The organism is Calothrix sp. 336/3, from assembly GCF_000734895.2.
Taxonomy (GTDB): domain Bacteria; phylum Cyanobacteriota; class Cyanobacteriia; order Cyanobacteriales; family Nostocaceae; genus 336-3.
This window is the reverse complement of sequence record NZ_CP011382.1, coordinates 3394141-3415546: the sequence shown is the minus strand read 5'-3', so window position 1 is coordinate 3415546 and position 21406 is coordinate 3394141. Positions and strand designations below refer to the sequence as shown.

Sequence of the window (21406 nt, the reverse complement as noted above, 5' to 3'; positions counted from 1 at the left end):
AATTTCCATCCTCGTTAGTCATTGCTGACAGATAACAGGTGATAGTTGATAGCTAACAGTTGATAACTAACAGGTGATAGCTGATAGTTCTGTATCCTTTACCCCTTTGCCTTTTCCTTCCTCTGGGGGAAGTAGCGATCGCTATCCCTAGGGAAAAATAGTTGAGTAATTTATCCCCCTAGAATTAACATTAAAATATATGAAGCGTTCTCTTTGCCTCATCTTTAATCCTGTCGCAGGTCAGGGAAACCCAGAACAAGATTTAGCACAAATCAAGACAATATTAGAGCCAGTATTTGATATCGATATCTGCTTGACGACTGTGGAAGTCGGAGCTGATCAACTAGCACTAGCAGCAGTACAACGGGGTGTTGATACCATCGTTGCTTCCGGTGGGGATGGTACTCTCTCTGCTGCTGCAAATGCTGTTATCGGTTGCGACATTCCCTTTGGTGTCATTTCTAGGGGAACTGCCAACGCTTTTGCGAATGCCTTAGGTATTCCAGATACAATTGACTCTGCCTGCCAGACAATTATCCAAGGGAATACACGCTATGTGGATGTGGCTGATTGTAACGGTTATCCTATGGTTTTATTGGCAGGGATTGGTTTTGAAGCAGAAACGGTGGAACGCGCTGATAGGGAAGCAAAAAACCGCTTTGGTATTCTTGCATACATTCTGGCAGGTTTACAGGAATTAGGAGAATTAGAAAACTTTGAGGTAGAAATTGAAACCGAAGACAAAATTATTAAAACCTCTGCTTGTGCTGTGACTATTGCAAATGCAGCTCCTCAAACTTCCGTATTAGCCCAGGGACCCGCCGGAGTTATTGTGGATGATGGGTTACTAGACTTAACCATCGTTGCACCTGCGAATAAAGCTGCGGCGATCGCTGCGACAATTCATCTTTTCCAAACCGCTTCCGCAGGTAATCCTGTCGAACGAAACGATATTGGCTATCTGCGAGGGAAACAATTTAAAATTACAACCAAGCCACCCCAAAAAGTCGTCATCGATGGAGAAATGCTAGGAACAACACCCGTAGAGATAAAATGTATTCCCCAAGCTTTAAAAATATTGGTTCCCGCAGTCGAGGAAATTGTACCCTTTGAGAAACTCGACGGATTACCCAATCTCGTAATTGAAGTCAAGAATTAATTTACAAGTCCCCCCTATGCACCCACAAAAGCGTCAAGGTTTAATTTTCACCCTTGCTGCTGTTCTCACAGGAGCAACTTTGTTAGTGGGTGTCGTTGTATACTTAGTATTAAGAAGTGTTGAGCAGCCCCGAAATACCAGCACTGAGATATCAAGTCCATCCATCCCTAACTCCACAGAAGCACCCGTAGATACTGAGCTACAAGTAATACCATCAAAGTCGCCAAATTACGTAGTAATTCCCACTCGTGAACCCGCCAAGAATCTCGGTGGTGTGAATTGGCAGGGCAGAAACTTAACACAAATAAATCTCAGTGACGCAAACCTAGGGGGCGCGAATTTAGCTAATACTAACTTAAGCGGGGTAAATCTGAGCGGAGCAAATTTAAGTGGAGCAAACCTCAAAGCCGCAAACCTGGAAAACGCCAACCTGACTAATGCTGACTTACGGGGTGCAAATTTGGAAAATGCTAACATCACAGGGGCAAACTTAAATGGAACTCGCTTGGATGGGGCAAATTTGCGAGGAATTAAAAAAGTTGGCAGCGAAAAAAATCCGTAAATTCACGGAATCACATTTCTTGGTGATGGTAATCACAGCCATGGTTTGAACAAATAATCTATTCTCAGTTTTAAGTAGCACCTCTGTTGAAAGAATATTATCCTACTGGAGAAAATAGTGGAGTGCTGAATTGACTACTGAGTATTAGGGGGAATGACGGTGCTGGAAAAAATCATCCTAGCGATTACCCTCACGTTTGCTATCAGTATTTCCGCAGGTTTGTCAGGTTCTCAAACTCGTCACAAACAAAATAAAGCTTTAACTCAACCTGTTTTGCTATTTCAACAGCAGATGGAATAGTCAAATTTAACGATGGTTTCGGTTTCGAGGTTTGTATGCGTTGTCTGATTTGAGAGCAAGCAATATTTGTTTTAAAATCAGAATAAACTAAAAATAAAATTATGCAACTAGAAGATTACTTCAATTTCCTAGCACCTGATGATATTCGTATCAAAGGTTCACGGATAGGAATTGAAACAATCCTATACGAGTATATTTATCGTTCTCGAACTCCCGAAGAAATTGCCCAAACTTACACATCTTTGAGTTTAGAACAAGTATACGCAACTATTCTTTATTATTTGCACAACAAAGAAACGGTTAGCGACTATATCACTGACTGGTTGGAGTGGGGACACCAGCAACGCAAAGCACAATATTTAAATCCATCTCCAGGTATTGTTCGCTTGCGAAAAATCAAACAAGAAAAAGAAGCGACAAAGCAGGGTAGTGGTGCTTAAATATCTGATGGACGAGAATGTTGACCCAGTATACACTAATCAGTTGCGGCGACAAAAACCAGATTTAGTAGTTTGGGTTGTAGGATAACCTGATACCCCAAGAAAAGGAACTTTAGATCCTGAAATTCTTTGCTGGTGTGAAGAATATAATTTTGTTCTAGTGACAAATAATCGTAAATCTATGCCTGTACAGATTAGTAACAAGTTAAGGAAAAGCAGGAATTGTCAAGGGTAAAGGAAAAGGCGATAAGTCAAGGGTTTGAGGCTCTTTTCGTATTGTCTTAACAACATCAAGGTTTTTGTTCTCTGGAGCAGCAAAAAATAAAACTGGATCGGTTGCTCGACCCTTGTTATAAGCATGATTAAAATGGTAAAGCCCACGAAAAATCATCTCTAAAGAAATGCGTTCAAACGGGAGGGCTATTTCATCAGCAACAGCATCTGCAAGGTCGATTAAAACTGCATAAAATAACCAAGTTGCCCAAACTTGAAGCTTGACACCATTGACAGAACCTGTCCAGAGATAACTTAACCCCAGCAAGCGTTTGGCAGTATTAAATGCCTCTTCGATTCTCCATCGTTTCGCATAAAGATCGGCAACGACATAAGGTGGAAGAATTTGAGGATCTAAAACTGAAGTAACATAGGCATACCAAGTCTTGCCTTGCTTGACTTCAATGAGACGTAAACGTAATATTTTTTGGTGTTTATCCTCTGTGTTGAAGGAAATTATCCGGTCTCGAAGTGTGTAGTCGTAGCTGAAAATTCGCTCAACATCAAATACTGCATTTGATTTGATGCGAGTAATAAAATCAACCTGTTTGGCAATCAAGCGCAAGAAAAAACCAAAATCATAAAAGCCACGGTCGAGAACTAGCAAGGTTTTAGCACTAGCAATATTAATTAAATCATCGAGAAAATTAGTATCATGTGCTAAGGGATTAGTATGAAACCAAACTTGTACGGGTAATCGTGTTAACAAATCAATCACTGTACATATTTTGCCGGCTAACTTACCTTGTGGAACATCTTTTAAACTATCTAATTTACGAAATAAAGCTTCGAGTGTTGACCCGTCCGCAATCCATATATTCACAAAATGCTTCTTGGCATATTTGACTGCTGCTGGTAGGGTTCGTTTTTCGCGAAGAAGCCAACGCGATTTCAACAATGGTAACAAATCGTGAAACACTCGTTCAAATAGTTCTGCTGGAAAACTGAGAAACCTCTGTGACAACCCCTGCTGTGATACTTTAACAGCTTTACCCCATAACAATTCCTCCTGCTCCAACATTCGAGTTAGTTCATGTACTGATGCTACTTGCCGCCAAATCACAGTTAACATCGCTGCAACCATTAATGACAGATTAAGTATACGGTCGCGTAATCCAAGGCTTCGATAATAGGCACTTTGAGCGTATATTGCTGGACTCAGCAAATTTTTTAAGTGTTCGCTTATTGCTTCATTATCCGCAAGTGGGGTGTTTCGACGACGAACATGGTCAGGGTTTCTCGGTTTTTTGGTTGGCATGATTTTGAACCAAAAGATGCACTATTACTAGTTTCTCAGCTTTTTGAGTCCCTCTATACTGCTCTTGACAAAACCTCAAAAACCTTAACTTGTCACGAATCGCCTGTACATTTAAATGAGCATATCGCTGAAAATCGCCACATGCCTGGTATTTTTATCCTAAACCCCAATTTAAGTGCAGGTCAAAATCTCGAAGAATTAATTTTGTTAGCCGAATATTCTTTTGAAGGGGAATATCAAGATCAGATTATTCATTTACCAATTAATTGAAAAACCAATAATCATGAAAGCCAAATTACGCAAAGATTGAGACAGAAAATCTGCCACGGTTCTAGTGCTGAAAGTTTGTAACTGAGATATAAATGTGTCTACGGTACTGGTGGATGAATCAACAGACACATTCAAATCTATGAAGCAAACAATTTTAGCGATCGCTCACCTTTCCAGTCTAAGCTTAGTAACAATTTTAACGTGGTATCGTCCTGCGATCGCCGCGAATCCGGAACATCTAAGACAATTACTTGCCACGAAGCAATGTGAGAATTGTGACTTGAGCGGTGCGGGTTTAGTAATTAGTAATTTGGCAGGAGCTAATTTGCGGGGGGCAAATCTGACGGGGGCAAATCTCAGTAGAGCAAATCTCAGTGCAGCAGATTTAACCGGTGCAGATTTAAGTGGAGCGAGTTTGTTTGGTGCAAACCTCACAGGAGCCAAACTTCCAGGAGCGATTGTCATGGGTACAGATTTACGTAACAGCTACCTAGGAAATGCTGATTTGACAGGGGTAAATCTCAGCACTGCCAATTTACAGGGTGCAGTGGGTATTCCCTTGCAACTTGCCAACTATGAACAATTTTATGCTTGGGGTGTAACTGCGGCAGAAAGGGGAATTCATCAACAAGCGATTGACTACTTTAATCAGGCGATCGCCATTAAACCAGATTATGCCGGCGCATACTTAGCCCGTGGTGTAACTCGCTACCAAATCCTAGACAGACAGGGAGCCATTAAAGATGCGCAAATTGCAGAAAAATTATTTACCAGTCAAAACAATCAAAATGGATTAGTCACTGCTCAAGCTTTTCTCAAGGAGTTACAAACACCCTATACAGAAAAACTGGATACGGGAAAACCTTCTTTCCTCAATTTCGTTGGCAGTTTAGGTTCCTTACTCCTACAATTTTTACCCTTTTAGAGCAGGGGAGAGGGAAAATGGATGTGAAAGAATCACATTGAGATAATTACCTCTGATGTGAATTTGAGAACTTGGGAACTCCCGATATTGCTTACGTCGCTATGACAAAACTCCACTTTTGATGATGGAAAAGGTTTATCTCCGAAATCTCAAAGTTTTCAAGAGGTAATTGATATCACTCATTACTCATTACTCATCACCCATTACTCATTACTCATTAATTAATTTCTTTCCCAATATCAACATTACAAAATACACTTTTCCCATCAATCGCCATATTTGATACATGAATTCATGGTAATGTCTTACTAATTTACAGTTAACTTATTGTGCTGATAGCTACAAAATATTTGATTTAGAAGTAATATGTACACCATAACTAATTCTGAGTTCAATATTAAGTTACTTAAATAACTGATAAATTATGTGCTATGAGTCACGCTACTCAATGAGCCGTCATTAACTGAGTGCAATGGAAGCAAAGGAATTGTTAAAGCGATATCAATCAGGAGAGAGAAACTTTAAAGGCGCAAAACTGATTGGTTTATGTTTACATGGAGTTGACTTAAGTGGCGCAAACTTTCAGGGAGCTTCCCTGAGTGAGGCTGATTTGAGTAGAGCGAATCTTGAAGGTGTGAACCTACAGGAAGCATCCCTAGTCAGAGCCAATCTCACCGGAGCCAATTTGCAGGATGCAGTATTGAATGGGGCAAATTTGTTTGAAGCCAAGCTGACAGGGGCTAAACTCGATAGTGCCAAGCTGAAAATGGCAGATTTAATCGACGCTGATTTTACTGCCGCCAGCCTACAGCAGGCAAATTTGTATGGAGCCTATATGACTGGTACCTTGCTCCAAGGGGCAATTATGCCAGATGGAGGCATTCACGAATAGTCTGCCATGGTGAGTTTGAAGTGCTGAAGTATTCCCAAAAACCACAAATCCTAGAAATAACAAATAACAACTTCTGATATCTTGAAATAATCAGAGAGGGAAAGCACCGACAGCATGAAAAATGGTGCTGAGTTAAATCAGATGTCAGAGAATTTCCGCAGTAAATCGATTACCCAAGGGGTACAGCGATCGCCTAACCGTGCCATGTTACGTGCTACGGGTTTTGGAGATGATGATTTTAATAAAGCCATTGTGGGTGTGGCTAATGCTTACAGCACTATAACTCCCTGTAATATGGGGTTAAACTCCTTGGCAGAACGGGCAGAATTGGGTATTCGCCATGGTGGGGGAATGCCTCAGGTATTTGGCACAATTACTGTCAGTGATGGGATTTCCATGGGTACTGAGGGGATGAAATATTCCCTCGTTTCCAGGGAAGTCATTGCCGATTCCATCGAAACCGCTTGTAATGGCGAAAGTATGGATGGAGTCTTAACCATCGGCGGCTGTGATAAAAATATGCCAGGTTCGATGATTGCGATCGCTCGGATGAATATCCCAGCGATTTTTGTCTATGGCGGTACAATCAAGCCTGGTAGCTACCGAGAATGTGATTTAACCGTTGTCAGCGCTTTTGAAGCGGTGGGTGCTTACAAAGCCGGCAAAATGGATGACAATGAACTTTTAGAAATTGAGCGTCGCGCTTGCCCTGGGGCAGGTTCCTGTGGGGGAATGTATACAGCAAATACCATGTCTTCAGCCTTTGAAGCTATGGGGATGAGTTTACCCTATTCTTCTACAATGGCGGCTGAGGATGCCGAAAAAGCCGAGAGCGCTGAAAAATCCGGTAAAGTTTTGGTGGAAGCCATTCGCAAACAACTTTTACCCCGCGATATCATCACCCGCAAATCCATTGAAAACGCCATTTCAGTAATTATGGCAGTGGGTGGCTCAACCAACGCGGTTTTACATTTCCTGGCGATCGCCCGCGCCGCAGGTGTGGAATTATGTCTAGATGACTTTGAAACTATCCGTGCCCGTGTGCCAGTATTGTGTGATTTGAAGCCTAGTGGTCGCTATGTAGCTACGGATTTACACCGAGCCGGAGGTGTACCCTTAGTCATGAAAATGTTACTAGACCATGGTTTATTACACGGTGACTGCCTCACCATCACAGGACAAACCATTGCTGAGGTTCTTGCAGATGTGCCCTCAGAGCCATCACCCGACCAAGATGTGATTCGTCCTTGGAATAATCCCATGTATGCCCAGGGACACCTGGCAATCCTCAAGGGCAACTTGGCGGAGGAAGGCGCAGTAGCAAAAATTACAGGTGTAAAACTGCCGAAAATTACTGGACCGGCACGGGTATTTGAATCAGAAGAAGAAAGCTTAGATGCGATTCTGGCGGGTAAAATCCAGCCCGGAGACGTGTTAGTCATTCGTTACGAGGGACCCAAGGGCGGTCCAGGAATGCGGGAAATGCTAGCTCCCACCTCCGCAATTATCGGGGCAGGATTGGGCGACTCGGTAGGATTAATTACCGATGGTCGTTTTTCCGGGGGAACCTACGGTATGGTGGTGGGACACGTTGCTCCCGAAGCCGCAGTAGGAGGGGCGATCGCTCTAGTAGAGGAAGGAGATAGTATTACGATTGATGCTCCTGGGCGGTTGCTCCAACTGAATATCTCCGAGGAGGAACTTGCCCAACGTCGTGCTAAGTGGCAACCCCGTCCCCCCCGTTATAGTAAGGGTGTGTTAGCAAAGTATGCCAAGCTGGTTTCTTCCAGCAGTTTGGGTGCGGTAACTGATTTGGATTTGTTTAGTTAGAGGTTCTTGATTCCCGGCTTTTAGCACAAGTCGGGAATTTCAATTATCAGAGCATGGAATATATTGGGAGAGAAGTGGTTAAAAGTACACAATTTTCTGTGTTTTTAGTTTAATATCACAAATCACTTGTGAGTAATATTGCCCCAACCAATGGAAGCATTTCGGCAACTGAGTCTATTAATACTTACGAGTCAAATCTCCCAAATCAAACCCTATGAGATATTCCTTATCAGCAAATGCAGCTCAGGCTCGGCAGACAAAACAAAAATTTGCCCGCCCAGATGAGCAATTATCCTATGAATTAGGGAAAGCAGTTCAGGAGTTACCACCTTTATATACAAGATTATTAGCAGGCACTATCAGCGCCTTGGTATTTGGGGCGATCGCCTGGGCATATTTTTCAGAAATAGAGGAAGTCGCCACTGCTGGCGGTGAATTGATTCCCACTTCCCAGGTACGTCCAGTCACTGCCCTCGGAAATGGCACAATTTTAAAGGTACTGGCGAAGGAAGGCGATCGCGTCAAAAAGGGGCAAATCATCGTCGAACGAGATCCCGAATTACAACAAACCGATGTTGCTCGGTTAACTAAATCCAGCAAATTAATTCAAGAAGATATTCGCCGTTTAGATGCGGAGCGCACAGGAGCAACCAGCGCCGGTACGGAACTTCAAGATGAATTATTAAATGCCCGCTTACAGGATTACCGCAGCAAACAAGCAGCAGCAGAAGCAGAGGCAAACCGCCAAGCAGCACTGATTAATCAAGCTAAAGTCCGTTTAACCCGTCTGCAAGAAAACTTGGCAAACGCCAAAATTAGCTTCACCAACGCCCAAGCTAACTTAGCAAATTCCCAAAATCTCCAGGGAAAATATGAGAAAAACTTGGCGATCGCCCAAAGTCGAGAAACTGCTCTACGCTCTCTCCAAGGTTCCGGTGCCGTTCCCCGTGTAGACTATCTGGAAGCCCAGGATAGACTCAACCGCGCCAATGCAGAACTCACCAGAGCCAAAGATGATATTGTGAATTCTCAGAACAAAATCACCGAAGCTCAGGATAAAGTCACATCCTACGAAAAGGATATCGCAGCCCAAATCCAAGAAATTCGCCAAGCCCAAGCAGCATACCTCTCCGCCAAAAACCAAGCCGAACGCATTCTCTCGGAACGTCGCAGCGACATTATCACCCAGATGAATAAGCGTAAGGAAGACTTGACAACCATTCAAGGGCAACTCGAACAAGCGCAAAAACAACGGCAATTAGAAACCATCGAAGCCCCAGTAGCTGGGACAATTTACCGAGTTAAAGCCACAAAAGGACCAATTCAAGCCGGGGAAGAACTATTATCAATCTTGCCTGATGGCGAAGAACTCATGCTAGAAGTCAAAGTCCTTAACCGTGACATTGGGTTCATCCGTGAGGGCATGAGAACTAAAGTCAAAATGGCAACATTTCCTTTTCAGGAGTTTGGCACAATTGAGGGTGAAGTGGTGCAGGTAAGTCCCAACGCTATTACTGACAAAGAGTTAGGTTTGGTTTTCCCCACCCGGATTAAGCTCAAGAAGCATTCCGTAGTTGTACGAGGTAAGGAAGTGCAATTTACACCAGGCATGGTCGCCAATGGGGAAATTGTGACTCGCAAGAAGTCGGTATTGACATTTATCATGGAACCTGTGACTCGACGCTTTAGCGAAGCTTTATCCGTAAGGTAGTCAGAAAGCGGGTTTCTGAAATCGGGAAATGGGAACTTTGTCCTTTGTCAGGTAGTCAAAACAGCTTTAGCAACAGGTTAGAATTTTTGCAGAGTTCGCGGTTAAGGTTAAAGGGTTAAGGGAAGGGTAATAAGTAGGAAGGTGCAATTAAATATAAAACCTTTGTAGAATGGGCTAGCAAAGCATAACCCATGGAGAAGAAGACTTTGATGCGTTACGGCTACGCCTGACACATCCTACCTTTGATTAAACCTGGCTACTTAGTGATTTTCTCTTCATTCCCTACTTTCTCCCCCTATTCCCTCTTACCTGTCCCCTGATATACTTTGCTAAAATCGTGGCTAATCTTTCAGGAATTATCAGGGTGCGGTGCATAAACATTATGTTGATTATGTCGATTATGTCGAATTGACTGAGCATCAATCCATTGCAGTGAAAGAATACATAACCGTACCTTTTGTAACTTAATACTTTTAACTAAGTAAATGAACAGAAAATTCGCTCTCAAATTGCTTTCTAGCCCTGTTTTGTTTGCATCGATGATATCAATGGTGGTGATGACACATCCTGCCCGTGCCAGTGAGAATAACTTGAATGGCACTCACTTAGCTTGTGTTGACTCCCCCCACTCAGCAACTCGGAAATTAGTCTGTGAACGAGTTGCGAATAATCCTACCGTGGCGCAAACAACTGTAGAGTTTAAGCAAGCTAATGTCGCTCCCACAGGGAATGAATTAGAATTCTCTGATCAAGAAAGTGAGGAGGCAATTAAGTTATTTGGTTGTGATTGTGTAGTTTGTATTAATGCTGTGCGTCAATTGCACGGTGCTGCACAAATACCTGTTTGACGTACTCCTTGCCCTAAAAGCACAAAAAAACAGCCAGAGAATAATTTTCTGGCTGCAACAGGAGACAAAAGAATCATCGAAAATCGCTGGCAATCGAGGAATTATTCCCGACTTATGTCTGTGGTTGGCAGAATAAATGCCGAGAAATGCAAATTTGTGAAATATCAACTATCAACCTAGGAGAAACTGGAATTAGACAATAGGTATGAAGATATTAAAGTGACGGCAAACACAGGAATTCTCCTTGATTTACCTCATGCCTACATATCCAGTTCCCCTGGGGGATAGACTAAATTCTTCCAACGTAGTGTAGACCAAGAATTACGCCTACACCGAGGATATGACCAAAAGCAGTGGTAGCAAGTAAAGCTGGCGCACCAAAACCACCGAAGAATTGTGATGATGGTAGGGCGGGCTCAGAGCTGGGCTGCTGGATAGTATTTTTGCCGTAGGCGATCGCCACAATATTGCAGATGATCATAATAATCCCTACTGTTGGACTCCACTGTAGGGGTGTTGTTGCGGCTGTGGCTGCGAGTAAGGAGGTTGTCAACACTTGATTTTCTCCCGAAACCTGAATTAATTGATTGAAAATACCATGTAAACTTCTTACCAAAAATAAACAATATAAATCTTGATTTTGCATTAATAGTTAACATTTATTTTACATACTTCATATATTAGTTAACATCTCACCTCGGCTAAGAATAACTAATACTTGGCATCTAAAGAAACCTATACTAAGTCAATTACCCAGAACAATCCTTACTATTTCCTGATTTGAGACCTTGCTCCCAGGATAAAAATTTGCAGCCGACAAATCTGTAATAAAAATTTGTATTTAGATATATATATTTATATTGATTTTGTTAAAGTAAATGGTTAACGAGACACAAAGGTATCAGTAGTCGTAACCCTAAAACCCATTCCGTTGACCAGAAGAGGCATAGGGGAAGGGAGCTTTCTAGCAGGGGGAGCAACTTTTTGATTTACTGATAATGACAGACGATCTTACGTCCCATCCAGCCGCAACCGACGTAAAACCGATCGCGCGAGCGACTCCTCTCGTAATACAATATCGATCTGACCCTGCATTCCCACCCTCACGGGGCAGGATTTTGCCGCTTGCGTTAAGACCAAAGCCTGGGGTTGAATCGTCACCGTATATAACGTCGGTTGGCTAAACTGTGTCACGTTCGCGTAGCGTCCGCCGTGCGGAATCGAATCGGTCACCATCACAGGTTGGGTGGCGATCGTTGTTACCTGCCCTTTTAATGTCCCAAACTCCCCATAAGGGCAAGCTGTAACGCGCATTTGAGCAACTCGATCGGTTGTGATTTGGTTAATCGATTCGGCGGGAACGAGTGCTTGAATGGTGCGATTGGGAGTGACGATCGCATTCGCCTGGGTTGTGCTGCGATAGGGAATTTTGGTCGTGAGGGCGATCGCGCCTCCGATCAAAGCCACTACACCAAGGCTCCCAAACCGCGCCCACGGGCTGAGGGTTGGTAGAAGAGCGTTTAAGTGGAAGTTGGGTAATGCATTGGATGTCATAAAATTCACCTCTAATTTGTTAACGAAGGCAGAAGGTTATATTTAAGATGGCAATTTAAGCCCCGTCTTAAATACAGTCAGTCTTAAACAAAGGAGTTTTAGCTACAGAGCTACTAGATCCTGCTTTTCGATCGTCCCTACGGTATCAACGCCAATTCCGGGGTCAAAAACGATCGATGTAATCCCTCACGCCGCCGCAATTCCTCCGGTGTTCCTTGACTCACGACCTGCCCCTGCTCCAGCATCACCACCCAATCGCAAGCCCCAATTACCTGCGGACGATGACTGATTAGCACCGTCGTCTGCCTCCACCGATGCTGTCGCAACCGTTCCAATAACATCGCCTCACTCACCGGATCGAGTGCCGATGTGGATTCATCCAAAATCAAAATCGCTGGATTGGCTAACAACACCCGCGCGATCGCCAGCCGTTGCCGCTGCCCTCCCGACAGATTCGCCCCAAACTCACCCAACACCGTTTGATACTTGTCTGGCAATTGCTCGATAAACTCATCCGCCCCCACAATCTCACAAGCTCTCACGATCTGCTCAAAACTCGCATCGGGATAGCTAAAGCGGCAATTATCAATAATCGATCGACTCCAAAAATGGGCATCTTGGGGCACCAATACCACCTGCTGACGCAAACAATCTAACGCCAGATCGCCTCGATCATAAATCCCATACCGAATATTGCCCGACTGCGGTTGGTATAAGCCTGATAGCAATTTCGCTAACGTACTTTTGCCACAACCCGATCGACCGATTAACGCTGTCATACCTCCACCAGGAATCGTCAAATCCAAATCCTGTAACAGATCTACCCGCCCCGAATGATGGAACCGCAATTTCTCACAATCAATATCTGCCGTCGCAGACAACTCCACCCAAGGCTTGTGGGCATCTGGCGCGTCTTCTGGAGTTGCATCCATCACCTCACCCAAGCGTTGCAAAATCACCTGAGCGCGAATGAACTCATCCACAATTCCGATCGCGGCTAATAAGAACCCAAAAAAATTCCCACTCATGCCGCTATAAGCCAACAACTGTCCGACACTCAAACGCTGACTGATTACTAAATAACTGCCCAACCACAACAGCCCGACACTTACCAAACTCGATAAAATGCCCGTCACTGTGCCGCTATAGAGTTCCAGTTTCATCGTTCCCCACTCCAAATGCGCCAGCCGACTGAAATTCGCTTGATATTCCTGCCAAGCCTGAGTAATCGCTGGGGTGGTTTTTAGTACCTGAACCCCTTGCACGGTTTCGACGAGAAAGCCCTGATTTTCAGTACCTTGAATAATGAGATTGCGAGTCTTCTGCCGAATCGCTGGTAAGAACAGAAAATTAACTCCCACCAGCACCGCAAACATTGCTGTGGAGGCAATAGTTAACTCCCAACTATAAAACAGCATCAACGCTAACGAAACCACTGCAATAAAAAACTGACTGGGTAAACCTAACACTAACTGCGCCACCAATGAATGCACTGCCGACACATCCGCAATCCGGCTCACCACTTCCCCACTGCGTCGCCCTTCAAAATAGGACAGAGGCAAATGCAATAGTTTATGTCCATATTCCAGCACCAATCCCATCTGTAATCGTTGCCCAAAATAGCCAATTAACTGCGCTTGAATCAGATTAATTACACTCCGAATCAGCGTCATCCCCACCACACCCAAAGCCACTATCAGCAGTAATTGCGTATCGCCCCGCACCAACACATCATCCGTCAACAACTGCATCATCAACGGCGAAGCCAATGCCAGTAACCCAATGACAACGTTTAAAGCGATCGCTTGCACCAACAAACCTCGATCGGGCCACACCCGTTTGACAAACTTGCTAAACCCTGTCTGCTTGTCTTCCGTCTGTTGGTAAAACGTCTCCGTCGGCGAGAGCAACAGCATCACCCCATTCGTCCAACCCGACATCAATTCCGCCTCACTGAGATAGCGCAAACCAATACTAGGATCGGCAACAATATATCGATTGCGGCGATTTTTGCCGTAGAGGACGACCCAGTGATAGCCTTTCCAATGGACGATCGCAGGCAACGGTACCTGTGCCAGATTAGCTAAAAGTTGAGGAGACGCTTTGACGTGGCGCACTTGGAAGCCGAGAGATTCTGCCCCCCGTCCGAGTCCGAGCATACTAGTGCCGCGCGATCGAGTGCCTGCCAGTTCGCGGATGCGACCGATGCTGAAGTTGCGACCATAGAATTTAGCAACGGTGGCGAGGCAGGCAGCACCGCAGTCTTCTTCAGATTGTTGGAGAATGAGAGGATAACGCATGGGAGTGGGGAAAGATGAAGGGAATAAAGATAAAGTTGCGATCGCCCCAAATCTATGTTTTTAAGAGAGTTAGGGGCAATTGCAAGCGTGACGATCGCATCTAAAATAACTAGTTAGTAACGCTGTAGGTCACATCGTACACACCACCGCTAAACTTAGTACGCCGGAGAAAATCACCGGAAATGCCACTGACGGACATATTGCCCACCATCAAAACACCTCCATCATTCTTCGCATCGAACAATTGAATGCGGAAGCCGAGAGTATCGAATGTGTCTGCGATCACAGAAACATTTCTGGTTGTACCAGCACTCATCTTGAGCGGATTATTTCGCCCTAAATCCTTACCATTAATCCTGAAGAACAATTCGTCAGTACCATCAAGATCGCCGGGTTTAATACATGTAATCTTCGAGATAATAACCCGTTTGCCGCCTTCGAGCATTTGAGTTTGGTCTGCGGTCAATTCTGTAAACAGAGATTCTGGGAGCAGGTTGAGATTAGATTTAGAGAAAGTCATGATGTTTTTTCCTGAGTAAATGGTGAGTTGATTTGTGGAGATCGGACAAAATCAATGAGCGATTAACTCGTAAACTTGTCATGACTCCGTTCGCGTTGGCGTTTAGCCCGCCGTAGGCACAGCGTCGGCTTTGCCGAATCGAGCGGAAGATTGCCATAAAAAGGGGAACTTTGAGCTATCTCTGGTTCCCCCTTTTAAGGGCTAGGACGGACTGCTAGGGTGACGATCGCTGGTTAATTTGTAACCCGGTACGTCACATCGTAGGTAGAGCCACCACCGCTAACGCGCCGAGTTTGTGTGCCATTGCTAGAGGCACTAAAACTGCCCAGAGAACCATCATTTTTATCGAACAAGCGAACTCGCGCTGTGCCGTCGAAGTTCTCAGCCACGCCAACATTAGCGACACCGCCAGTCCGTATATCGATCGTGCGACCGAACTGAACATTCTGACCATTAATGGTGAAGAACAGCTTGTCAGAACCATTGCCAGCCTTGATACATTGAACGAGCAGAATCGTAATCCGCTTGCCACCTTCGAGCATTTGAGTTTGGTCTGCGGTCAATTCTGTAAACAGAGATTCTGGCAGCAGGTTGAGATTAGATTTAGAGAAAGTCATGATGTTTTTTCTAGTATGTGTTTTTTGCTTGTGATGATATGGACGTTAGGGATGTTGGGTTTATGCAGGGGAGCGATCGCCCTTTTGAAAATTCCTGTATTTACCCATAATCGTTGTCTTGGATTGGTTAGGGTTTACTGCTTATAGGGGGAGGAGTCCAAGCTCTGTCCCGGTCTTCCCCCCTACCCCTTTTCCTCTTTTTGACATTTCTGACTTCTAATTCCAGACAGCGATCGCCCTCAAAATCATCTAAACTCAAAATGATGGTATTCAGTAAGTTACTGCGAGTATGACCTCTACGATAGATTCCCTACCAGCGAACCTAGCAAAAATTGTTAAACGCTTCCAACGTGCCACAGACCAAAAAAGTCGCTACGAACAGTTAATTTGGTATGGTCAGAAGTTAAAAGACTTCCCAGAAGTAGATAAAACACCGGAAAACAAAGTACCAGGTTGCGTTTCCCAGGTGTATGTTACCGCTCATTTGGAGGAAGATCGGGTAATTTATCAAGGTGACTCCGATTCTCAGCTGACAAAAGGCTTAGTCGGCTTACTCATGGAAGGTTTGAATGGACTGACTCCTGCACAAATTACCCAACTCACTCCTGATTTTATCCAAGAAACGGGTTTAAACATGAGTTTAACTCCCTCCCGTGCCAACGGTTTCTACAATATCTTTAAAACCATGCAGAAAAAGGCATTGGAGTGTGAAGAATGTTAGGTAAGGGGTGACAATGAATAATTTAGGTGGTGAGATTCAACAATACCAGTGGCAGTGGCAAAATCAACAAATCACCGTCATTTATGAAACCCTAGGTCAAGGAATGCCGTTATTATTACTTCCAGCTTTTAGCACAGTTTCGATGCGAGAAGAAGTAGCTACCCTCGGCAAACTTTTATCTGGCAATTTTCAGGTGACGATCGCCGATTTTCCCGGTTTTGGTGATTCTGCTCGTCCCTATGTCAATTACAATCCTGATTTTTATCAAGAGTTTATTGTCAATTTTGTTACTAATACTTTCAAGACTCCCATAGGTATCATTGCTGCTGGTCACAGTGCGGGATACGTTTTAAAGCTGGCACAGCAAAATCCATCAGTATTTTCACAGATAGTTTTAGTAGCGCCAACCTGGCGAGGTCCCCTACGGACAATGGGAGCAAGTACAGAGATAGCAGGTTTTGTGAGGGAATTAGTGCGATCGCCCATTTTGGGACAATTGCTTTATAAACTCAATACCTTACCTGCTTTTCTCTCCTGGATGTATGGTCGTCATGTCTATGTGGATAAAAGCAAGCTCACACCCCAGTTTATCCAACATAAGTGGCAAAATACACAAAAATCCGGCGCCAGATTTGCTCCAGCATCCTTTGTCACAGGAACTCTCGATCCAGTGGAAAGTCGAGATGAATTTTTAGCCCTAGGTAAGAATTTATCGTTACCATTACTTGTAATTATTCCGGAATCTGCACCCCCAAAATCCCGTGCGGAAATGGACGCATTTGCTGATTTACCAGGGGTAGAGAGTATAATTCTTCCCGGTACATTAGGAATGCACGAAGAATATCCAGAAAGGGTAGCTAATGCTATTTTGCCTTTTCTGAGAACAGTTTCTACTACTTGAAAATCTGAGAATGTGAGCATTTAGCAAATCCTGTAAATTATTTTTCCTAAGGAATCTCAAATATGGTTAATAGCACAATATCTCAGACAATTCCCGTTACGGTTCTGACTGGTTATCTGGGAGCAGGAAAAACAACTTTGCTCAATCATATTCTTACCTATGAGCATGGCAAAAAGGTTGCTGTCATTGTCAATGAATTTGGGGAAGTGGGAATAGATAATCAGCTAGTAATTGATGCTGATGAAGAAATTTTTGAAATGAATAATGGCTGTATTTGCTGTACAGTCAGAGGCGATTTAATGCGAATTATCGGCAATTTAATGAAACGTCGCAATAAATTTGACCATTTAGTGATTGAAACTACGGGTTTAGCTGACCCTGCTCCCGTAATTCAGACATTTTTTGTCGATGAGGATATGCGTGAGCAATTAGAGCTAGATGCAGTTGTCACGGTGGTAGATGCTAAACATATTTGGCAACATTGGGAATCCGATGAAGCACAGGAACAAATTGCCTTTGCCGATGTAATTTTGTTAAATAAAATCGATTTAGTGGCTCCAGAAATCCTAGAAGAATTAGAAAGACGGATTCGGGGAATGAATGCGATGGCAAAAGTTTATCGCACTCGCAATTCCGAATTAGGAATGGATGCACTATTGGGTGTGAAAGCTTTTGATTTAGAGCGAACCCTGGAAATTGAACCCGATTTTTTGGATGAACACGCTCATGATCACGAACATGATGAAACTGTTTATTCCATAGCAATTGTGGAATCTGGAGCCTTGGATGGTAATAAGTTAAATAGTTGGATATCAGAATTATTGCGAGTTCAAGGTCCAGATATTTTCCGGATGAAGGGTATTTTACATATTGATGGGGAAGAAGACCGTTATGTTTTCCAAGGTGTACATATGATATTTGAAGGTAAACCTGATCGCCCTTGGAAAGAGGATGAAACCCGCAAAAACGAGCTAGTATTTATTGGTCGTAATTTGAATGAAAAACAGTTACGTGCTGATTTTATGGCTTGTATGGTTTAGGTAATCGGGAATAGGAGATATCGGATTACTATATTGATTTTTAATAGGGGGAGAGAAAAAGGAGTGTGGATGCTCCTCTCCCTTTATTTTCTTTACCTAGGGTAAGTGCATCTCAAACCCTATCGACACGGTAGTTTTGGGGTTCATCATAAGGCACAAATAAGCTCAAAATTACTACGCTAGACCAAAGCGTGGGATTGATATTTTAGTTTTTGTATGGTTTAAAAACATAAAAAGCCATTTGAACCATGTTTTTCAGCCATTTACGGTAATTTATCCTATTTTCAATGAAAAATTGATATTCAATTAGACTTTTAAGCTTTTTGTCTGTATCAAGAACTACAAAATTAGATGCGCTTACCCTGTGTATGGTGATGTAGTAAGACTAGTAGGTAATTGTTCAGATAATTGGCATCAGTTTGTGAATTTGCGATCGCACTTATTGTTCCGCGAACTGATAAATCTGCGTAAGCGATCGCCCTTCAATCTGTTGATTTAGAAAAGTCATGTATTGCTTGGATTAAAAGGGGTTACATTACCCGCATCATCAATCAAGGTGATGGAGCCAGGAACTAAAGATGGTAACAGAGGGATAATTTGTATTACTAAAGGTAGTAGGCGATCGGGACGGGTGCTACTGGCATTGATTACCACAACCCGCAACGCTAGATTTCGCAAATTTTGCTGATATGGCAAGTTTTTATCAGATGTAATGAAAACATCAAATGGGAAAGCATTTGCCATCGCTAAAAGCTCCCTATCTTTTGTCCCTCGCCAGCCCATATCCTCGACGTTTTGTACGGTATATCCTGTATCTAGAAAAGGTTTTTTCAACTTTTTACTGAGTAGATTTTCATCAAGCAGAATCAGCACTAGTTTCACGCTCCTGCTCTACTAACATAGCTTTCGCTATAGTTTCCAAAACTTGTAATGCTGCTGTTTTTAAATGAGGAAAATCTTCAAGAAACTCAGCTAAACCTGATTCACCTTCTAGGTAATCGAAAAAAGTTTGTAGGGGAACCCGTGTACCAACAAATACAGGGACTCCGCTCATAATTTCCGGGTCGCTATGAACGATACCTTCACGCTCGATAATTTGTTGGATTTTCATAACGAATTCATTAAATCGAGTTACAGATAATTATACCACAATGATGAATCTTCTACCTCCGGCTCGCCAATTATCTGTTATGACCCATGACGAGTGTGTAAAATTCTCACAGTAGGAAGAGGCTGGTCATCAAGAAGCGTAAAAAAATCCGATAAGTTTGTTTTCCTTGCCCATAAAAAAGTTGACGGATTTCTTGGCTAAAAAAGGCCTCTTCACGAGCGATATTTAAAAGCAAATTTTGATGTTTAACTAATAGTTTGGCATAACATTTAATGAAGAACCTGCTTTATTTGTATCAGCACTTGCGTGAATTGGTATAATTTCGAGAGATGCGATGTATCGCATCCCTACAGTTACTTCTTGCGATCTAGAAATGAAACATTCCCCATTCCTTGCAGGATTCCCCGGACAATTAACCCTAAACCCCGTCCCACAACTTGGGTAAGTAGGAAGACGACACCGTTACCTAGCAAGGATAGGAGGGATTTTAATCGGGGGGCGATCGCGTCCCCAAATTCTAAACCTAAGGTCACAATTAAAGGAATACCTGATAGGGATAATAGTTCTTGGTTTCGAGGTGCATAGATGGCAGTTTTGGCAATCCCTCGAAAGGAAAAGACAAATATATCATAACGACTTTCAAAAATTGACCTCGGTTCATCAATATAATCGCGTATGCGATATTTCCAAGAGAGGTTATTGCGAAACTTTTCAATTTCTCTTGTGGAAATTAAGCGACGGTCATAGAAATTATATTTAATTTCTTCTACATCTGCTAAATAGTTTAAGAGAGGTTGGATGACAGAATTTGCCGTTTGAATTAAGAAATTTTCGAGAATGATTTCTGCATATTCTTGAGCTTCTAAGCTATATGGTGGATAAATAGCATTATCAATTCTCAGTGCTTCCTGAAATAATAAGTAATTATAGAGTTCAAGTAAAAAAGGAATTCGCAGTAAAATCGATTCTTGAACAGTAGATTGACTTTGCAGCAGGATAGGAGTAATGGCAATATTTTGCTGATTAATTTTAATTTGCGCAAATTTGCCAAAAAATTCCGTGATTGTTGATTGCCAAATATCCGTTAGTACCTTGATGTGCATTGTTGATACTTCCGCAGATGTCATATTTGCATCACGTAAAGCATCTAAGCTGTCAGTGAATTTCTGAATAATAATATAAAGTAATTCTCTTTTTTTATCTTCTCGTAAGATATCAATTTCTAAAGCAATATCGCTGAGATTTTCTAGAGAAAACTGTAATTTATGAATGCATGATGTGAATATCTGAGCTTGTAAACCCCGGGGACTCAGCAACGCAGAGTTATCAATTGGGGGATGGGGTGGCAGAGTAATTTCTGATGAATTGCCAGGAGAGGAGGGGGTATTTCCTGTATCCCCAGGGGATGGGGGAAAAAGATGATTTACCAACCAACGGGAAGTGAGAAGTTCTCTTCTTTGTCCTGCAAGAATTGCCTTTTCCAGTAACGATAATCCCGGTTGCTGTAATTGAGTGGAGACTCTCTGCAAATTTTCATTGATTTGGGAATCTCCAGATAAACCGAGGTTTGTCAAAAATTGACTAATTCCTAGATTTTTTTTGGCAGGAAGGGAAGATTCTATCTGAGGAATAAACCAATAACTACCACCCACCAGTAGCGATCGCATAATAGTCACTAAATTAGATACTGGTGTACCCTTAGGGCAGTATCCAGCAATACCAGTATTTTTGATGTTTTCTAAAAACTTCTGGTCTTGTAAGGAACTCAAAAGGAGGACGGGTAGCTGGGGATACTGTTCTGTCAGTTGACGGCAAAATTGTAACCCAGCAGATTGAGTCAGGAATCCTAATTCCAGGACAATCAGGTTGATTGCTGGGGAATCTTGTTGAAATAGTTCTGCGAGGATTTCTAGGGTTCTAGTTTGGTTTTCTGCCTCTGATACGACTTGGATATCAGAGAATCTTTCCAAGGCTACTTTAAAACCAAGACGAAAAATTGCATCTTGCTCCATTAAAAGTACCTTAAGAGGGCGATCGCTCATAGAATCAAAAATGAGAAATTACAAGTATTTTCCTCTGTCTATGCCTATATTGTTCCTAGAAATTTTGCATATCTTCCATACAATAACCAATTTTGGCAGTATAAATGATAAGTGCGGTGGACAGATTGACTG

Annotated in this window: 22 protein-coding genes; 13 read left to right on the top strand and 9 right to left on the bottom strand. The window is 42.9% G+C overall.

Annotation, left to right across the window (positions count from 1 at the left end):
• Nucleotides 1-199 precede the first annotated feature (199 nt).
• The 4 genes from IJ00_RS14465 to IJ00_RS14455 all read left to right on the top strand — a co-directional run bounded on the left by IJ00_RS14465 (nucleotide 200) and on the right by IJ00_RS14455 (nucleotide 2461).
• Nucleotides 200-1159 (top strand): YegS/Rv2252/BmrU family lipid kinase, encoded by a 960-nt coding sequence (locus tag IJ00_RS14465; RefSeq protein ID WP_035154110.1) that lies wholly within the window; start codon nucleotides 200-202, stop codon nucleotides 1157-1159.
• Nucleotides 1160-1175: 16 nt separating this feature from the next.
• Nucleotides 1176-1721, top strand: coding sequence for a pentapeptide repeat-containing protein (locus IJ00_RS27135; RefSeq protein ID WP_035154109.1), 546 nt, complete (start codon nucleotides 1176-1178; stop codon nucleotides 1719-1721).
• 153 nt (nucleotides 1722-1874) lie between these two features.
• Nucleotides 1875-2021, top strand: a complete 147-nt coding sequence (locus IJ00_RS29070) for a hypothetical protein (protein ID WP_168163484.1) — start codon at nucleotides 1875-1877, stop codon at nucleotides 2019-2021.
• A 101-nt stretch (nucleotides 2022-2122) separates the two neighbouring features.
• Complete coding sequence (locus IJ00_RS14455; RefSeq protein ID WP_035154107.1) at nucleotides 2123-2461, top strand: DUF433 domain-containing protein; 339 nt, start codon at nucleotides 2123-2125, stop codon at nucleotides 2459-2461.
• 205 nt (nucleotides 2462-2666) lie between these two features.
• Here the strand turns inward: IJ00_RS14455 and IJ00_RS14450 are convergent, their stop codons facing one another.
• Nucleotides 2667-3992, bottom strand: a complete 1326-nt coding sequence (locus tag IJ00_RS14450) for an IS4 family transposase (protein WP_035152048.1) — start codon at nucleotides 3990-3992, stop codon at nucleotides 2667-2669.
• Here IJ00_RS14450 and IJ00_RS28395 point away from each other — a divergent pair.
• The 6 genes from IJ00_RS28395 (at nucleotide 3960) to IJ00_RS14425 (ending at nucleotide 10468) form a co-directional block, all read left to right on the top strand.
• Nucleotides 3960-4262 (top strand): hypothetical protein, encoded by a 303-nt coding sequence (locus IJ00_RS28395; protein WP_144416039.1) that lies wholly within the window; start codon nucleotides 3960-3962, stop codon nucleotides 4260-4262. The genes IJ00_RS14450 and IJ00_RS28395 overlap by 33 nt on opposite strands.
• Nucleotides 4263-4401: 139 nt before the next feature.
• Complete coding sequence (locus tag IJ00_RS14445; RefSeq protein ID WP_035154105.1) at nucleotides 4402-5187, top strand: pentapeptide repeat-containing protein; 786 nt, start codon at nucleotides 4402-4404, stop codon at nucleotides 5185-5187.
• 472 nt (nucleotides 5188-5659) lie between these two features.
• On the top strand, nucleotides 5660-6079 hold the full coding sequence (locus tag IJ00_RS14440; protein ID WP_035154102.1) for a pentapeptide repeat-containing protein: 420 nt from the start codon (nucleotides 5660-5662) through the stop codon (nucleotides 6077-6079).
• A 141-nt stretch (nucleotides 6080-6220) separates the two neighbouring features.
• On the top strand, nucleotides 6221-7909 hold the full coding sequence (gene ilvD, locus IJ00_RS14435) for a dihydroxy-acid dehydratase (protein WP_035159069.1): 1689 nt from the start codon (nucleotides 6221-6223) through the stop codon (nucleotides 7907-7909).
• A gap of 214 nt (nucleotides 7910-8123) precedes the next feature.
• Entirely contained in the window at nucleotides 8124-9620 is a 1497-nt protein-coding gene (locus IJ00_RS14430) for an HlyD family efflux transporter periplasmic adaptor subunit (protein ID WP_035154100.1), read from the top strand.
• A gap of 485 nt (nucleotides 9621-10105) precedes the next feature.
• Nucleotides 10106-10468, top strand: a complete 363-nt coding sequence (locus IJ00_RS14425) for a hypothetical protein (RefSeq protein WP_052754461.1) — start codon at nucleotides 10106-10108, stop codon at nucleotides 10466-10468.
• Nucleotides 10469-10757: 289 nt separating this feature from the next.
• Here the strand turns inward: IJ00_RS14425 and psaK are convergent, their stop codons facing one another.
• The 5 genes from psaK to IJ00_RS14400 all read right to left on the bottom strand — a co-directional run bounded on the left by psaK (nucleotide 10758) and on the right by IJ00_RS14400 (nucleotide 15459).
• Complete coding sequence (gene psaK, locus IJ00_RS14420) at nucleotides 10758-11024, bottom strand: photosystem I reaction center subunit PsaK (RefSeq protein WP_035159068.1); 267 nt, start codon at nucleotides 11022-11024, stop codon at nucleotides 10758-10760.
• Nucleotides 11025-11479: 455 nt separating this feature from the next.
• Nucleotides 11480-12022: a hypothetical protein gene (locus tag IJ00_RS14415; RefSeq protein WP_035154097.1), complete on the bottom strand. Its 543-nt coding sequence runs from the start codon at nucleotides 12020-12022 to the stop codon at nucleotides 11480-11482.
• 137 nt (nucleotides 12023-12159) lie between these two features.
• Entirely contained in the window at nucleotides 12160-14322 is a 2163-nt protein-coding gene (locus IJ00_RS14410; RefSeq protein WP_035154095.1) for a peptidase domain-containing ABC transporter, read from the bottom strand.
• 109 nt (nucleotides 14323-14431) lie between these two features.
• Complete coding sequence (locus tag IJ00_RS14405) at nucleotides 14432-14842, bottom strand: hypothetical protein (protein WP_035154093.1); 411 nt, start codon at nucleotides 14840-14842, stop codon at nucleotides 14432-14434.
• A 233-nt stretch (nucleotides 14843-15075) separates the two neighbouring features.
• Nucleotides 15076-15459 carry a hypothetical protein gene (locus IJ00_RS14400; protein WP_035154091.1) on the bottom strand — a complete coding sequence of 128 codons (384 nt, stop codon included), beginning with the start codon at nucleotides 15457-15459 and terminating at the stop codon, nucleotides 15076-15078.
• 289 nt (nucleotides 15460-15748) lie between these two features.
• Between IJ00_RS14400 and IJ00_RS14395 the strand changes: the two genes are divergently transcribed.
• From IJ00_RS14395 to IJ00_RS14385, 3 genes are all read left to right on the top strand, one after another.
• On the top strand, nucleotides 15749-16180 hold the full coding sequence (locus tag IJ00_RS14395) for a SufE family protein (RefSeq protein ID WP_035154089.1): 432 nt from the start codon (nucleotides 15749-15751) through the stop codon (nucleotides 16178-16180).
• Between the two features lie 13 nt (nucleotides 16181-16193).
• Nucleotides 16194-17081 carry an alpha/beta fold hydrolase gene (locus IJ00_RS14390; RefSeq protein ID WP_035154087.1) on the top strand — a complete coding sequence of 296 codons (888 nt, stop codon included), beginning with the start codon at nucleotides 16194-16196 and terminating at the stop codon, nucleotides 17079-17081.
• 62 nt (nucleotides 17082-17143) lie between these two features.
• Nucleotides 17144-18121 carry a GTP-binding protein gene (locus tag IJ00_RS14385; RefSeq protein ID WP_035154085.1) on the top strand — a complete coding sequence of 326 codons (978 nt, stop codon included), beginning with the start codon at nucleotides 17144-17146 and terminating at the stop codon, nucleotides 18119-18121.
• A 504-nt stretch (nucleotides 18122-18625) separates the two neighbouring features.
• Here the strand turns inward: IJ00_RS14385 and IJ00_RS14380 are convergent.
• The 3 genes from IJ00_RS14380 to IJ00_RS14370 form a co-directional block, all read right to left on the bottom strand.
• Nucleotides 18626-18994, bottom strand: coding sequence for a DUF5615 family PIN-like protein (locus IJ00_RS14380; RefSeq protein WP_035154083.1), 369 nt, complete (start codon nucleotides 18992-18994; stop codon nucleotides 18626-18628).
• Complete coding sequence (locus IJ00_RS14375) at nucleotides 18978-19232, bottom strand: DUF433 domain-containing protein (RefSeq protein ID WP_035154081.1); 255 nt, start codon at nucleotides 19230-19232, stop codon at nucleotides 18978-18980. The genes IJ00_RS14380 and IJ00_RS14375 overlap by 17 nt, the downstream gene beginning before the upstream one ends.
• Nucleotides 19233-19585: 353 nt before the next feature.
• The gene (locus tag IJ00_RS14370; protein ID WP_035154079.1) at nucleotides 19586-21274 is read right to left on the bottom strand and encodes a DUF3685 domain-containing protein; all 1689 of its coding nucleotides are present in this window, start codon (nucleotides 21272-21274) and stop codon (nucleotides 19586-19588) included.
• Between the last annotated feature and the right edge of the window lie 132 nt (nucleotides 21275-21406).